Origin of the sequence: Janthinobacterium sp. P210006, from assembly GCF_036231885.1 — a bacterium.
GTDB classification, from domain to species: Bacteria; Pseudomonadota; Gammaproteobacteria; order Burkholderiales; family Burkholderiaceae_D; genus Janthinobacterium; species Janthinobacterium violaceinigrum.
Map to the genome: position 1 here is coordinate 1,188,283 of NZ_JAZARD010000001.1, position 14,520 is coordinate 1,202,802.

The 14,520-nt window shown below is 63.6% G+C and carries 19 protein-coding genes; 3 read left to right on the forward strand and 16 right to left on the reverse strand.

Annotated elements, in window-relative coordinates; translation table 11 throughout:
* Positions 1-33 precede the first annotated feature (33 nt).
* The 16 genes from VPH41_RS05315 to VPH41_RS05390 all read right to left on the reverse strand — a co-directional run bounded on the left by VPH41_RS05315 (position 34) and on the right by VPH41_RS05390 (position 11,098).
* Positions 34-555, reverse strand: a complete 522-nt coding sequence (locus VPH41_RS05315) for a hypothetical protein (RefSeq protein WP_328569185.1) — start codon at positions 553-555, stop codon at positions 34-36.
* 1 nt (position 556) lies between these two features.
* Positions 557-2,290: a phage tail protein gene (locus VPH41_RS05320; RefSeq protein WP_328569186.1), complete on the reverse strand. Its 1,734-nt coding sequence runs from the start codon at positions 2,288-2,290 to the stop codon at positions 557-559.
* Entirely contained in the window at positions 2,287-2,907 is a 621-nt protein-coding gene (locus VPH41_RS05325; RefSeq protein WP_328569187.1) for a phage tail protein I, read from the reverse strand. The genes VPH41_RS05320 and VPH41_RS05325 overlap by 4 nt, the downstream gene beginning before the upstream one ends.
* Positions 2,900-3,811 carry a baseplate assembly protein gene (locus VPH41_RS05330; protein ID WP_328569188.1) on the reverse strand — a complete coding sequence of 304 codons (912 nt, stop codon included), beginning with the start codon at positions 3,809-3,811 and terminating at the stop codon, positions 2,900-2,902. The genes VPH41_RS05325 and VPH41_RS05330 overlap by 8 nt, the downstream gene beginning before the upstream one ends.
* The gene (locus VPH41_RS05335; protein ID WP_442906218.1) at positions 3,808-4,143 is read right to left on the reverse strand and encodes a GPW/gp25 family protein; all 336 of its coding nucleotides are present in this window, start codon (positions 4,141-4,143) and stop codon (positions 3,808-3,810) included. The genes VPH41_RS05330 and VPH41_RS05335 overlap by 4 nt, the downstream gene beginning before the upstream one ends.
* A gap of 5 nt (positions 4,144-4,148) precedes the next feature.
* The gene (locus tag VPH41_RS05340) at positions 4,149-4,811 is read right to left on the reverse strand and encodes a phage baseplate assembly protein V (protein ID WP_328569190.1); all 663 of its coding nucleotides are present in this window, start codon (positions 4,809-4,811) and stop codon (positions 4,149-4,151) included.
* 445 nt (positions 4,812-5,256) lie between these two features.
* Positions 5,257-5,730: a phage virion morphogenesis protein gene (locus VPH41_RS05345; RefSeq protein WP_328569191.1), complete on the reverse strand. Its 474-nt coding sequence runs from the start codon at positions 5,728-5,730 to the stop codon at positions 5,257-5,259.
* Positions 5,727-6,215: a phage tail protein gene (locus tag VPH41_RS05350; RefSeq protein ID WP_328569192.1), complete on the reverse strand. Its 489-nt coding sequence runs from the start codon at positions 6,213-6,215 to the stop codon at positions 5,727-5,729. Before VPH41_RS05350 ends, VPH41_RS05345 begins: the two co-directional genes overlap by 4 nt.
* The gene (locus tag VPH41_RS05355) at positions 6,199-6,711 is read right to left on the reverse strand and encodes a lysis system i-spanin subunit Rz (RefSeq protein WP_328569193.1); all 513 of its coding nucleotides are present in this window, start codon (positions 6,709-6,711) and stop codon (positions 6,199-6,201) included. The genes VPH41_RS05350 and VPH41_RS05355 overlap by 17 nt, the downstream gene beginning before the upstream one ends.
* A complete protein-coding gene (locus VPH41_RS05360) occupies positions 6,708-7,268 on the reverse strand; it encodes a glycoside hydrolase family 108 protein (RefSeq protein ID WP_328569194.1) in 561 nt (186 codons plus the stop codon). The genes VPH41_RS05355 and VPH41_RS05360 overlap by 4 nt, the downstream gene beginning before the upstream one ends.
* Positions 7,268-7,639: a hypothetical protein gene (locus tag VPH41_RS05365; RefSeq protein ID WP_328569195.1), complete on the reverse strand. Its 372-nt coding sequence runs from the start codon at positions 7,637-7,639 to the stop codon at positions 7,268-7,270. Before VPH41_RS05365 ends, VPH41_RS05360 begins: the two co-directional genes overlap by 1 nt.
* A gap of 64 nt (positions 7,640-7,703) precedes the next feature.
* Positions 7,704-7,919, reverse strand: coding sequence for a tail protein X (locus VPH41_RS05370; protein WP_328569196.1), 216 nt, complete (start codon positions 7,917-7,919; stop codon positions 7,704-7,706).
* Positions 7,919-8,425 (reverse strand): head completion/stabilization protein, encoded by a 507-nt coding sequence (locus tag VPH41_RS05375; protein ID WP_328569197.1) that lies wholly within the window; start codon positions 8,423-8,425, stop codon positions 7,919-7,921. The genes VPH41_RS05370 and VPH41_RS05375 overlap by 1 nt, the downstream gene beginning before the upstream one ends.
* Before the next feature lie 102 nt (positions 8,426-8,527).
* Positions 8,528-9,244, reverse strand: a complete 717-nt coding sequence (gene gpM, locus VPH41_RS05380; RefSeq protein WP_289952005.1) for a phage terminase small subunit — start codon at positions 9,242-9,244, stop codon at positions 8,528-8,530.
* A gap of 3 nt (positions 9,245-9,247) precedes the next feature.
* A complete protein-coding gene (locus VPH41_RS05385; protein WP_328569198.1) occupies positions 9,248-10,264 on the reverse strand; it encodes a phage major capsid protein, P2 family in 1,017 nt (338 codons plus the stop codon).
* A gap of 45 nt (positions 10,265-10,309) precedes the next feature.
* On the reverse strand, positions 10,310-11,098 hold the full coding sequence (locus VPH41_RS05390) for a GPO family capsid scaffolding protein (protein ID WP_328569199.1): 789 nt from the start codon (positions 11,096-11,098) through the stop codon (positions 10,310-10,312).
* Positions 11,099-11,234: 136 nt separating this feature from the next.
* Between VPH41_RS05390 and VPH41_RS05395 the strand changes: the two genes are divergently transcribed.
* From VPH41_RS05395 to VPH41_RS05405, 3 genes are read left to right on the forward strand one after another with little or no spacing between them, the layout of a single operon-like run.
* The gene (locus tag VPH41_RS05395) at positions 11,235-13,046 is read left to right on the forward strand and encodes a terminase ATPase subunit family protein (protein WP_328569200.1); all 1,812 of its coding nucleotides are present in this window, start codon (positions 11,235-11,237) and stop codon (positions 13,044-13,046) included.
* Positions 13,043-14,113 carry a phage portal protein gene (locus VPH41_RS05400; protein WP_328569201.1) on the forward strand — a complete coding sequence of 357 codons (1,071 nt, stop codon included), beginning with the start codon at positions 13,043-13,045 and terminating at the stop codon, positions 14,111-14,113. The genes VPH41_RS05395 and VPH41_RS05400 overlap by 4 nt, the downstream gene beginning before the upstream one ends.
* Entirely contained in the window at positions 14,110-14,325 is a 216-nt protein-coding gene (locus VPH41_RS05405; RefSeq protein ID WP_328569202.1) for a hypothetical protein, read from the forward strand. Before VPH41_RS05400 ends, VPH41_RS05405 begins: the two co-directional genes overlap by 4 nt.
* Positions 14,326-14,520: the final 195 nt, after the last annotated feature.

Genomic DNA, 14,520 nt, shown 5'->3' on the forward strand with positions numbered 1-14,520 from the left:
TTGTTCTCCTGGTAGGGGGTGAATGTCGGGGTGTTACTGGGTGCTGGCGGCCGGCGCCAGCGCCATGCCTGCGTCATCGAAGGCGCGCCGGGCCTCATCCGGCAAGGCGTCGGCGATGCGTTGGAATTCGGCGTTGACGGCCGCCTGCAGGGCTTCGATGTCCTGCGCGGCGGCGACTGTCGGGCAGGTGGTAATGTCGAGCAGGCAGGTGCGCGCCGTGGCGACAGCGTGCGCGGTGGCCGCATCGCCGCTGGCCATGGCGGCAAAGCCGATACCGGCCAGGCGGTTGAGGATGGCGTCGCGCGTCTGGCGCACGCTGGCCAGTATTGGGGCGGCCAGCACGGCAAACGGTGGTGGCGGGGGCGCGGTGATAGCCCACTTGCCGCCGGATTTCTTGCGGATGGTCGCGCCGGCGGTGATCGCCTCGCGCAGCATGGCTTCGTCCTCGGGCGTCACTTCGACGGCATCGGCTGCCCAGGTGCCGGCCTGCTCGTAGTCGGCACGCATGGCAGCCGGATAAAAACCACGGGTGGCATTGGAATAGAAGATCGTCATATTATTTTCCGAAGGCGATGTAGCGGGTGGCTGGCGTGGAATCGGACGAGTACGCAGTAAAGCCCGTCCTGCTTGGCTTGCTGGTTCCCAGGCGATTGACTGCGTCGCTGTTGGCGCCCGTGAGGCAGACGCCGAAGCACTCCACAGGGAAGACGATATCGAAAGCAATGAAATTTCCCCCGGGCGTCGCAGTGGCATCGCCAAATTGCATGATGAAATTACCTGGCAATTTTTGGTGGCCGCTGCTTGCCGCCAACTTTGACGAAAAGTCGGCATTGCGCCCCATTTCGGCGGTCGCATCGATGACTTGCCAGACTTGACTGCTTGTCGCCATCACGGTGATGAACTGGCCTTGTTTGACGATGATTCTTTTCACGTCGCCAACGTCATAGCCAATGACCACACCGGCTCCGGACGCAATCGTGCCTGGCGACTGGTTCAGGCCGAAGAGCTTGAAGTACTTGCCCGAATTGGCGGGAATGCCCAGTGAATCAGGGCTGGGAATGGTGAGGGTCAGACCAGGGGCGGTAAAGTACAGCGCGGCGCCCATGTCGTCCGCTGTCAAGGTGCGGTCGGCATTCACGCCAACGTATTTCACCATGCTTCCTTGCGCCTGCTGTACAAACTCGGCGCTGGCAAGCTTGCTCGACGCGTTGAACTTAGGCAGTGTCGCCACTTCTTTTTTACTGTATTGCGAATGCGGATCGGCAGCAGCCACGTGCTTGGCCAGTTGCTGGTCGCCATAGGCAGCGACGTTGCTGTCCTGCTGATCGACATACGCAGACTTCGCCAGGAGCGGGTGCGGGTCGGCGGCAGCCTGGTGCTTGGCCAGTTGCTGATCGCCATAGGCGCGGGCGCTGGCGTCCTGCTGATCGACATAGACGGCCTTCGCCAGTAGCGGGTGCGGGTCAGCAGCGGCCTGGTGCTTGGCCAGTTGCTGGTCGCCATAGGCGCGCGCGCTGGCATCCTGCTGATCGACATAGGCGGCCTTCGCCAGTAGCGGGTGCGGGTCAGCAGCGGCCTGGTGCTTGGCCAGTTGCTGGTCGCCATAGGCGCGTGCGCTGGTGTCCTGCTGATCGACGTAGGCGACCTTGGCCAGGAGCGGGTGCGGATCGGCTGCAGCCTGGTGCTTGGCCAGTTGCTGGTCGCCATAGGCGCGCGCGCTGGTGTCCTGCTGATCGACATAGGCGACCTTGGCCAAGAGCGGGTGCGGGTCGGTAGCCACCAGGTGCTTGGCCAGTTGTTCGTCGCTGTAGGCGCGCACGGTAATGTCCTGGTCATCGACATATTTACGGGTGGCCAGAATGATGGACGGGTCAATCTTCAGCTCGATGGCGGCCGTGCTGGCGACGATCAGCACGATGCGCACCACTTGCGTGCGCCCGCTGCCTTCCAGCATCAGGGGCTTGTAGCTGGGCGGACAGTTGGCCACCGCGCACAGGTCGCCGGCCACGTCGTAGATGCCGATTTCGCGTATCCACCAGCCGCCCACGTCTTCGGGCAGCACCTGTTCGACGATGATCTGGCTAGTGTTGGTCGGGTCGATGGTGAGCTGATTCAGGCCGGCGCGGCGCACCTCGCGCACCAGCGCCTTTTGCTTGCGCTCGGGCATGGGCAGATTGCCGTTGCCGTCGCCCACGGCCAGGCTTTTCAATTTCAGGGTTTGACCCAAGGCGATGGCGTTGGCCAGCTTGGCCTCGCCCACTTCGGTCAGGATGGCAAAGTATGTGCTCATGGATAGATGGTCAGGGTGTCGATGGTATGGGATGCGCCGGCCTGCAACAGCGTGCCGCGCACTTCGATGATTTCCGCGATCCAGGGATACACGGTCATGGCGTCGCCGTGGTACGCACAAGCGCCCGCGTAGATGTTGCCGCGACTTTCCAGATATATGGCCAGGCCCGTCATGTGGCGGCTGACAGGCTTGGCGTCGGCAATCAGGCGTTCCATTTCCTGAAACATGGCATCCGTGATGCCCGAGTCCAGGACGCCTACGTCGAGGCGGAAAGTGCCCGGCACGCCGGGCGGGGTGGTTTGCCACCATTCGGTGATGCGGATCAAATAGCCCAGCGACTCCACCACGCGCCGCACGGCGGCAATCGTGCCTTTGTGCTTGTGAATGAAGTAGGACGCCTTGATGGTGCCGCGCTTGATCGATTCGGGCCAGGCGTCGTCCCAGCGGTCCACGGAACAGGCCCAGGCCAGGAGCGGCAGCAGGGCGACCGGGCAGCGGTCAGCACTCCACAGGTCGCGCAGCGGCACGGGCACGTTGACCAGCTCGGCGCAGGCCACCGCAATGGCACGCTCCAGCGCCGTGGTGTTGGGCGGCAGGGTGGGCACGGTCCTATTCATCGAGCACTACCACGTTCAGTTTAATGGCCGTGCAGCGCGCGGCCTGGGTGGCATTCAGTTCGATATCCGCCGTCGGGCTGGTCAAGACGACCTTGCGCACGCCTTCGACATGCACGGCAGCGCTGCAGGCGGAACGGTAGATGCTGTGCCCCAGCGGGCGGCGCGGTTGCGACACGCGCACGGCGTTGGCGCGCGCGGCATCCAGCAGAATCGGCACTTCCGGGCCTACGCCGATAAACAAGCTGGCCTCGATCTGGTAGTCGATGACCTGGGCCGCCTGCACGATGAGACGGTCGCCCAGGGGGCGCACTTCCTCGGCGTTGAGCGCGTGCGCCACGGTGGCCAGCAGCGCCGCGTCGGCGATGCCGGTGTCGTTGTTGGCCAGCACCGTGACGATGACGTGCGCCGGCGCCGGGCTGGTAGCGCTCGCATCCTTGACGCGGCCGTCGCTGCTGCGGGCATGGAATTCATACGACGCTTTCGGGCCGGCCACGGACAGACCGTCCGGCGCTTCCTGGATGCGCAGACGGTAGGCGTCGTTGTCTTCCATGACGGCGGCCACGGGCGGCAGCGTGTTGGGATTGGCCGGCGTGATGACCAGGCGCGCCACGTTGACGTTGGCGCCCAACTGGTCCAGGTCGCCATCAAGGGCGAACGCTAGCATGACGGCCTTGCCCGCCTCGTTGACGCGGTTGCGCAGGATGGTTTCCTGATACGCGTTTTCTTCCAGCAGCTTGGTAGCCGGCTCCGATTCCAGTTCCAACAGGGCCGTGACGGCCGCGCGCTCAGCTTCCGGCAGCAGGCTCACCAAGTGGGCTTTGCGTGTGGCCAGGATGGCTTCGAAGTCGAGCACCTCGACCACGCTGGGCGCCGGCAACTGGGTCAGGTCGATGGGCGTGCTCATACGATGCCCCCTTGCTTGACGGGCACGGACAGGGTGATGCCCTGGCCGTTCGCCGTGCCATCAAGCAGCAGGGCGATGGCGCCGTCCGTGTCGCGCGTGAGCTGTACGCTGGCGAGCTGCAAACGCGGCTCCCAGCGGCGCAGGGCAAAGGCGGTGGCCGCATAGATACGCAACTGCGTCGCGGTGTTCAGGGGCTGGTCGATCAGCTCGGGCACTTCGGAGCCATAGCGGCGGCGCCGGATGCGCGAGCCGATGGGCGTCGTCAGAATGTCGGTGACCGACTGGCGCAGGTGGCCCAGGCCCGTCAGGCTGCGCCCGGTGGCGGCGTGCATGCCCATCATGGTAGCGGCCCCTCTGACTGGTCGCCACCTTGCTTGACGCCGCCGTGTGGATGCTTGGCCAGGCTGATGGCGCCGGCCAGCACGTCCTCGCTGGCCTTGATCGTCCCTTGAACGGCCATGGCCACGCCGCCAGTGGCGCCGGCCTTGGCGTTCACGCCGCCGTTCAGGGTGGTGACGCCTTCCACGGTGGTGGATTGCTTGACGATCAGGTTTTTCATGACAGTCAAGTCGCCCGTGCAGATGGTGCTGGGCGCGTTCGACGTCACCTTGTCGGCCGTGATGGTGGCGGTGCCGCTGGGCAGCGTCGCCGTCAGGGCGTGGGTAGCGTGGTCGTACTGCACCACGGCGCCGTCAGGGTAATGCGTGGTGTGGATGGTGTTGCTGGTTTCGGGCGCGTCAGAAGCCTGCGAGTACAGCGCAGGCAGGATGATTCCACGCGTCAGGTCGCCGCCCGGGGAAAAGACGATCACCTGTTCGCCGACGGTGGGCGCCGACCAGGTGCGGGTGCTACCGGCGCGCCGTGTGGCCCAGTTCAGCCATTCGGTGGTGAGTGTTGGCCCCAGCCGTACGCGCGCCTTGGCACCTTTGATCTCGGCGATGGTGCCCAGGCGGATCAGGTTTTGCAGCAAGCGGAGGAGGTCGGACAGGTCGGCGTTCATGCAGTGCATGTTGCCGAAGTCCGCGTGCGGATGCACGCGGGGGCGGGTTGATAAGCATCATAGTGACTGAGTTCTATCCTGCTATAGAGCAATAGAGATCGCGTCCGAGTCTATCTAAATCAAGAAGATCATCAACTTTTGAAACTGCCATGAAGTTGACATAGTCATATCGAATGCCTATTATTTTATTAATACAGCCTCATCACGATGCGGTGCTTTCCAAGGTAAAGGAGGGACGAAGTGAACAACGAAGACATAATTGTGCTAAAGCAATATAGGCGTTATAGCTACGCACTGAACAGGATGCGAATAGCGGTGAATCGAATGACAAGGTCCGAGTCCGTTAGAGAGCACGAGATTGCATTTAGGTGGGCAAATGCCTGGCTTAATGTAATGAGAAATAGTTTAAAGACCTTTGCCCAATCAAATATTGAGTATTCCCGCTTCACTTAGATAGTGACGACAAATGATGCAGGAGAGTTTCGCGAATCAGCGTATGATCAGTTGCATTGATGCCTATAAGAGGCCGCGCAGGAAATGTATAGGCTGGGCCTTTTTTGGATAAACGATCCTGTTGCCCAAAGTGATGCACCCGCGCCACGCGCGCCACCCAGCCAAAGAACCCGACCTCGATCTGGTCATCGCTTGCCTTCACTTTCAGGTGCTTGGCGGTGCGAACCTTGGCGAACATCGCCGCTTTCTGCCGCTTGATGCGCCCATTCTTTCCCTTGAATTCCTTGCGCTGCTTGCGCGCCGGATAGGCCGCGCCGTCCGGCCCCTGCTGTGCCTTGATGCGCTTCGCCTGGCTGCGGCGCAGGTCGATGGCCACCTTGTGATTGATGGCGCGGCGCTGGGCTGGCTGCAGCTTGGCCAGCAGGGCGCCGGCCCAGGCTTCCAGCGCGTGCAGGTCGCCGCTCATGGCGTGGCCTCGGGTGTGCGCCATTCGGCCAGCAGTTTCTCGCCGGCGTACAGCTTCCAGAATTCGTCCGCGTAGGCGGGCATGTGCTGTATCTCGGCCAGGTGCTTGATGTCGAGGCGGCCCGCCTTGCCGGCCTTGACGGCTACGCGTTCGGTCAGGTCCAGCTTGATCGAAATATCGACCGTTTCATGGTTATTAAAATCGACTTCGAAGGCGATGCCGTGTTTGCGCGTTTCCTCGTTGGCCATCAGGTCGAGCTGGTGGACTTTGAGCCAGGCGATCAGGGCCACCATGATGGTGTCGGCGTCGCCCGCGTAGTCGGTGACGATCAGGTTGAGCTTGAAGCGGTATTCGAAGGAGAGGGAGGCGGTGGCCGACGCCACCACGTTGCCCTCGTCGGCGAAGACCAGCAGGCGGTCGGGATCGCGCTGCAGGTCGGGGATGGCGGCGGCCAGGTGCTGGCGCAGGCTATTCGGTTTGTACATGGTAGGTGTTCCGCAAGGTGTTGTAGGCGTCGATACAGGCGTTCAATTGGCGGGTGGCGTCGTCGCCGTCGCCGGCAATGGCGTCAAGAGCTGCCGCAGTCGCCGGGTCAAGTTCGGCGCGCGTTTCATGCCGATGGCCTGCGGCAGCGGTGGTATCTGCTGTTGCGGCGCACTGGCCGCTGGCGACGGGGATTGACAGGCGCACAGCGCCGCTGCGCACATCATCGTTAAAACGGTCACGCTCGGTTTTCGCATGGGTTTGTTCCTGGGTGAGGTGGTCGGCGCGCAGCATTAGGGCGGCGCCGGCGGCGCGCTCCAGGGTGAGCACGCGGGCGGTGGCCTGGGCCAGTCGGGTGGCGGCGTTGGTCGCTTTGGTGGCCGCCGCCCGCCGCAGCTCGGCGATTGTGACGTCCTTGCGCCAGCCCTGCGTCGTCCAGCCCGCAATGGCGCCGCACAGGAGAACAGCGGCCAGCGGGCGCCAGGTGCTCGCAGTCACATAGCCACCCGTTCCTTGATCCAGCCGAACAGAAAACGGCGCTGGGTCTTATTGGCCTCGGTGATGTCCAGGTAGCGCGCTGCCTGCAGTCCGTTCAGGGCGCGCAGCAGCACGGTGGCGCCATCCTGGCCGCGCCATTTCAGGAAGGCGGCCAGCGCGCCCAGCGACTGCGCGCCCAGGCGGCCGTCGACGAACAGGGCGGGGTAGCGGGCGCCCGTGTCGTTGAAACCGTTCAGCCATCGCTGCAGGAACTCGGCCGCGCGGTGCGGTCCCATGTTCACGCCCGTGTCGATCACTTCGGCGCCGATGCCGGCATGGATGGCCAGCACTTGGTCGAACTTCGGTTCCGTGATGTAGCGGGCCGTGTAGATGGCGCGCGCCACGGTCACGGGCATATTGCGCATTGGCCCCGCGTAGCCGTTGGCGCGCGCCACCGACACGGTGATGCCGTAATTGGTTTCGCCGCCCTTGTCTTGCGGGTCATTCACGTAGCCGCCTTCGGCGCGCAGGATGGCGTCGATAACATGTGCGATCAGGGGATTTTCCATGACGGCCATCAGTGTTCCTTCGCGTCTTTGACCAGCTCGGCGATGTCCTTGTCGCTGCGGTGCTGGAACCACAGGGCGACGGCGCGCGATACCCACCAGCCGGGCGCGCCGACGATCAGGTCGATGGCGCTGGCGTTGACCATGGCGCCGATGGCGGGGAGCTGGGCGCACAGCAGCTGGTACACGGTGCCGCCCAGCAGGCACGAGAACACGCCGGCGCAGGCCAGGCGGGCGACGAACTCGCCCTTGTTGAAGGTGCCGTCGCTGTTCAAGGGCGGCAACACGATGTACAGCATGGCGGCGCCGACCATGCCCAGCGCCGCCTTGAAGCCGTACAGTTTGACCAGGGTGGCGAAACCACCAAACGATTCTGCGGACATTGCTTGATTCTCCGGGGTGAAGTTAGATAGATTTTTCATGAGGGTAAAAAGGTGGATTGCTGCTTTAATCCCATAGCTGCACAAGATCGGCTGCCGCCACCTGGGCCGTGCTGGGCGCCGGCTCGGGCAGGGTGACGACCAGGCCGGCAGGCAGCACGGCGCCGTGGCGCGCCAGTGCGGGATTCATTTCCAGGGTTTGCTCGACGTATCCCGCGCCGTCGCCCAGGTAGCGCCACACCAGGGCATCCACCGTGTCGTGCTGCTGTGCGCGTACCTGCATCAGATCAGTTCCACGGTCAGGTGCGTGCGCCCGACGATATCGGCGATGGCCCATTGCGCATTGCGCCGCTGCGCGCCGGGTGCCTCGTCCAGCCACTCCATGCTTTTCTTGTCGCTGACGGACGTGGCCGTGCTGTCGTAGTCGCGGTAACGTTCGATCAGGTCGGCTTTCGCCGTGCTGTAGACGGCGCGCCGGTACTGCGCCAGCAGGCGGGACTCGCGGTTGATGCGCGCGGCCGGCACGTCGACCAGGGCGGCTATGCCGGTAGCGGCCTGCTTGCCCTGCCAGTCGGCCAGCTCGCGGTTGACCTGCAGGATGGCATCGACCACGGCTTGCACCAGGCGCGCGTCGGTGACGGTGCCATCCAGGCGCATGGCGTCGCGCATATCGGTGAGCAGGATGTCGGGAAACCAGCCGTCGTTCTCCACGATTCCGGGAACGGGGATCGGTGCCGGCGGCGTGCCGGCGACGGGTTGCGCACGGGGAGGGAGGGCGATAAAGGACATGGTGTTTGCGGTGGGATTGAAAGGGAGGCGGTGGACGGGGTTCATCGGATCGATGGATTGATCGGAATCCCCCCGTGCCGCCTGTGCGCCGGGGGCTGCTCTTTAGCTGGAATCGGCCGCGCGCTTGATGCGCCGTTCCAGCCGTTCCATTTCTTTCTTGACGCCGACGGACTCGGACAAGGCCCGCGCCCGCTGCAACTGGGCCATGGCCACGCCGGCTTGTTCCAGCAGGGCCGGGGCGATATCCGCCTCGTCGTGCTGGTCCAGCACGGCCACCATGGCCAGGCCGATGGCCTTGTGCAGCTTGGCGCGCGCCTGGTCGGGCGCGTCGCAGAGGACCGTCATGGCTTCGACGGCGCCTAGCACGGCCACGGCGTGCTGCGGATCGTCGCCCAGCTTGCCCTGCAGGTAAGCGGCGGCAAATTCGTCCAGCATCATGGTCGGAATGTCACGGCTGTAGCCGTCCGGCAGGGTGAACTTGTGTTCCATGCAGTAGGCGGCAATCACCAGGGCGCGGTCATACGCGCCGGTATCGATGTGCCACACCAGCAGTGCGGCCACGACATCGTCCTGGGCGCCCTTGCCGCCGGCCAGCACGCCGTCGATCCACTGGTCGTAATCGGGCAGCAAGGTAGTCTTGACTTCGATCTTGCGTTCCACCGACTGGATGGATTTCAGGCGCCGCCGGTCGTCGGCCAGCTTGTACAGCATCAGGTCGTAAGCGTTGCCAGTGGTCACGCCCAGCGGTTCGGCGGCGCCGGCCGTGCGCTCGGCCAGCATGCGCGCGCGGTGGCGCAGGGCAGGAGACAGATTGCTCATGGCTTAGGCTTTCAGCTCGATGTGCTCCACCAGTGCGGCCAGGCCCAGGTCTTCGATCACGTAGGCGTCATTCGACGATTCGTAGTTCTCGATGCGGTCGCGCGAGGGTTTGTCCTCGACGCGGCGGCGGCGCGCGCCGTCCTGGAAGTAGATCGACAGATTGTCGAAGCGGGTAATCAGGATGGCGTTGTCCGGGAAGTAGGGAACGCGCGCCGCCGGCAAGCCGCCGATGCGTTTCTGGCTCAGGATAATGTCGGCCGCCAGGGTTTCCGTGGGCGCCTGCTTGGTGTTCACCAGCGGGAAGTATTTATCGCTCAAAAGCTTGCGCCCGACGATGGCCACCAGGCCCGTGTCTTCCTGATACCACGGGTCCAGCAGGTTGACGGCATCGACCACGGCCGCGTCCAGATTGGCATAGTCGGCATCTGCACCCTCGCCGATGATGACCTTGCCCGGCAGGCCGGCGCCGGCCAGGCCCAGCACGCGCTCGGGCGCCTGTTCGCGCAGGTGCTGCAGCCAGCCCTTGTTCACGTCCTGCAGCAGCGGATTGGCGGCCAGGTCGGTGGTGGCCATGACTTTCACGCCGTTGAAGCCGATGACGATGCGGTCCAGCGCCTGGCGAATCACGATGGCGTTGGCCACGCGCGATTGGAAATCGGGGAACTTGGCCCAGGCGTCCAGCTTGGCATAGGTCAGGTGCGTGTCGAAGTTGGTTTGCTCGCAGCGGTATTTCGTGCTATCCAGGGTGGACAGGTCGCGCGTTTCGCGTTCCTTGGCCTTGGTGTCGGTGCGGCCTGCAATCGGGCCAGACACGCCCAGGCCCAGCTTTTCGCCTTCCTGCTCGGCCACGCCCATGATGTTGATTTTTGACAGGAACTCGCTCGACTCCTGCATCTTCGTTTCCAGCTTTTGCTGCACGCTGGGCGCCACGCTGAAGGTCTTGGCCACGCTGTCCGTGTCGTTCAGTTGGCCCAGGCGGTTTTCGTACTGGCTGTAGACCTGGCGGGTATTCTTTTTCATTGCTCGGTGCTCCGTTGTTGGTGGGGTGTTGGGGATGGCGTGTGCTTAAAACTCGGTTTGCACGGCGCCTTCGTTGCCGGTGGCGGACGGGCGGCGCGGGCCATTGCCGGGCGCCTCGTCCATCTGCGTCTTGAAGGCGGCCAGTTCGGTTTGTGTGGCCGTCAAGGCCGTTTCCGCTTTGTCCAGGCGGGCCAGGGCGCTGGCGTAGTTGTCGTTGGCGGTGACGACGTGGCCTGCCAGGGCCTGCACGGCTTCGCTGATGTCGGCGAACTGTGCCGCGTCGCCGCTGGTCTTGGTGGAAAAGCGCGACAGCAGGTTTTTGACGGCATCGGCCAGCTTGACGCCCGCCGGTTCATCGAATGCCAGTTCGACTTCGATGCCCGCCGTAAACAGGTTGCTGTTGTGCTGCTTGCGACCGGCGGAAAACTTCAGCGCATCGGTGCCTAGGCTGGCAGGGCTGTCGGTGACGCCCAGGCCGACCAGATAAGGCAGGCCCGTGTCGGCAAAGTCGGGGGAAATTTCCAGGCTCGAATAGAGCTTTTGTTTTGCCTTGTTGATGGCGACCAGTTCCGGCGTGGGTTCGATCTGCGCGAACAGGGCCAGTTTTTTGCCGCTGTCGGTGTCCACTTCCTCGGCTTTCACGGCGATCACGTCGCCGTAGGCCTTGAACTGGCTGTCGGGCAGGATGCCGCGAATGTGTTCCAGCCAGATGCGCGCGCCGTAGGTCTTCGGGTTGTAGGTGGCGGCGATCTGCTCGATGGTGGCGCGGTCGATGTTGCGGCCGTCCGTGGTGGCGCCTTCGGTGGCGACGCGGAAGTATTTCGATTTGGACATGGTGGGCGTTCTCGGTTGATCGGATAACGCCATGGTCAACGTCTTGGCGCTGCGATTCAATGCGCTGCGGGTTGCTATGGGCCATAGCGACTTTTGCCTTTCCCCGTTCCGCGCGCGCGCGGCCTACGCTGGCGGCATGCTGACAATCGAGAAAACAAGCGAACAAATCTCCGACGAAATCATCGGGGAATTGGCCCTGCCCGAATCCGAGCCGCGCCGTGCCGCGCGCGCCCTGTACTGGAAGGGCTGGCGCATTTCGTCCATCGCCCGCCACCTGGGCATCAAGCGCAGCACCATCAATAGCTGGAAGCTGCGCGACGAGTGGGACAAGGCGCAGGCCATCGAGCATGTTGAGGCCGCGGCCGAGCTGCGCCTGGTGAAACTGATCGAAAAAGAGGTCAAGAGCGGCAGCGACTACAAAGAAATCGATCTGCTGATGCGCGCCATCGTGCAGGCGGCGCGCGTGCGCCGCTACGAGCAGCCGGGCGGCAACGAAGTGGATCTCAACCCAAAGCTGGCGAACCGCAATGCCGGCCCAAAGAAGAAGCCGACGCGCAACGATTTCAGCGAAGAACAGAAAATCCAGCTGCTCGACGCCTTCCAGGATTCGCTCTTCGACTATCAAAAGGTCTGGTTTCGCAACGGCGACCAGCGCACACGCGCCATCCTCAAGTCCCGCCAGATCGGCGCCACCTGGTATTTCGCCCGCGAGGCGCTTGCCGATGCGATGGAAACAGGGCGCAACCAGATTTTTCTGTCTGCCTCAAAAAGCCAGGCGCACGTCTTCAAGCAATATATCGTGCAATTCGCGCGCGAGGCGGCCGGTATCGAGCTGACGGGTGACCCCATCGTGCTGCCGAACGGCGCGCACCTGTACTTCCTGGGCACGAACGCGCGCACGGCGCAGGGTTACCACGGCAATTTCTACTTCGATGAATTTTTCTGGACGCAGAACTTCCAGGAGTTGAACAAGGTGGCCTCGGGCATGGCCATTCACAAGAAATGGCGCAAGACCTACTTTTCAACGCCGTCATCGACCACGCACCAGGCCTACCCATTCTGGACGGGCGAGCTGTTCAACAAGCGTCGCGCCAAGGCAGAACAATTCAACATCGATGTGAGCCATGGGCGCCTGTCGTCGGGCTACACGGGCGAGGACAAAATCTGGCGCCAGATCGTCACCATCCTCGATGCCGAGCGCGGCGGCTGCAACCTATTCGACATCGACGAACTGCGCAACTTCGAATATAGCCCGGACCAGTTTGAAAACCTGTTGATGTGCAATTTCATCGACGATTCCGCCAGCGTCTTCCCCTTGAACGAGCTGCAGCGCTGCATGGTCGATTCCTGGGTGGAATGGGAAGACTATAAGCCGCTGCTGGGCCTGCGCCCGTTCGGCAACCGCGCCGTGTGGATCGGCTACGACCCGGCCTTGAACGGCGACAGCGCCGGCTGCGTGGTGCTGGCGCCGCCCATGACGGCCGGCGGCAAGTTCCGCATCCTCGAGCGCCACCAGTGGCGCGGCCAGGATTTCAAGGACCACGCCGAAGCCATCCGCCAGATGACCCAGCGCTACAACGTCGAATACATCGGCATCGACACGACCGGCATGGGCATCGGCGTGCTGCCCATCGTGCGCGGCTTCTTCCCGGCCGTCACGGCCATCAACTATTCGCCGGAAGTCAAGACGCGCATGGTGCTGAAAGCCAAAAACATCATCAGCAAGGGCCGGCTTGAATTTGACGCCGGCTGGATCGACATCGCGCAATCGTTCATGGCGATCCGCAAGACCCTTACGCCCAGCGGGCGGCACGTCACCTATGTGGCCGGGCGCAGCGACGAGACGGGCCACGCCGACCTGGCGTGGGCCTGCATGCACGCGCTCGATCACGAACCCTTCGAAGGCAGTACCGACAACAACCAATCCATCATGGAGATTTACTCTTGAGCAAAGCACGACATCAGCGCGCCCGGGCGCGCTCCGCGCCCGGCGCCAACACGAACGCGCCCGCGCCAGTGGCGCCGGACGCCACCGGCATCCAGGCGTTTTCCTTCGGCGATCCCACGCCCGTGCTCGAGCACGGCGACATTCTCGACTGCTTCGAATGCTGGAAGAACGGCCACTGGTATGAACCGCCCATCAACCTGGCCGGTCTGGCCAAGTCGTTCAATGCTGGCGTGCATCACTCAAGCGCCATCCACTTCAAGGCAAACGTGCTGGCGTCTACCTTGGTGCCCAGTAAGTATCTGTCGCTCGACGCATTTAAACGCCTGGCGTTGGACTTCCTGACGTTTGGCAACTGCTACCTGGAAGACAGGCCCAGCCGCAGCGGGCGTCCGTTGAGCTATGCGCATGCGCTGGCCAAGTACATGCGCCGCGGCGTCGATTGGGACACCTATTTCTTCGTCACCAATCACGGCACGGCGCACCAGTTCGACAAGGGCCGCATCTTCCACCTGATGGAACCGGATGTGAACCAGGAGCTTTACGGCGTGCCGCAGTACTTGAGCGCGCTGCAGTCGGCCTGGCTCAACGAGGCGGCCACCTTGTTCCGCCGCAAGTATTACAAGAATGGTTCGCACGCCGGTTTCGTGTTCTACATGACGGATGCCGCCGCCAACACTCAGGACGTGGATAACCTGCGCCAGGCCATGCGCGACAGCAAGGGGCCGGGCAACTTTCGCAACCTGTTCATGTACGCGCCGAACGGCAAAAAGGACGGCATCCAGATTCTGCCCGTGTCGGACGTGGCCGCCAAGGATGAGTTTTTCAACATCAAGAGCGTGACGCGCGACGACCAGCTGGCCGCGCACCGCGTGCCGCCGCAGTTGATGGGCATCCTGCCGAACAATGCCGGTGGTTTCGGCGCCGTCGAGCCGGCCGCGCGCGTCTTCGCCCGCAATGAGCTGGTGCCCCTGCAGGCGCAGTTCATGGCGATCAACGAGTGGGCCGGCGTGGAAGTGGTGCGCTTCGCCCCGTATGACCTGGGCCTGGGCAAGGAGGCTGCGCAATGAGCGACCATATCGACAACACCGACAAGATCATCTTTGCCGAGGTGGCCCGCGGCCTGGCCGCCGTGCGCTGCCGTCCCGCCTTGGTGACGCACGGCGCCTGCCACTACTGTGACGAGCCGCTGGCGCCCGGCCTGCCGTTTTGCAACGTGGACTGCCGCGACGATTACGACAAGGAGCAGGCGGCCAGGGCGCGCGCCGGCCGCGCAGGATGACCGCCACGCCGCGATAGCCGCCGGGCCAGGGCTGCGACAGCCCATCCGCGCCAGAGCGCCCCAGCCACCGCACAAGCCGCCCACGAGGCGGCTTTTTCACGCCCCATCAATTGATATTGCCGTGGAGGCAAGAAAAAGCCCTGTTTCGGCCCGGCGCGCGCAGTTGTCCCCCCTCCACACCTGCCCGCTATATAG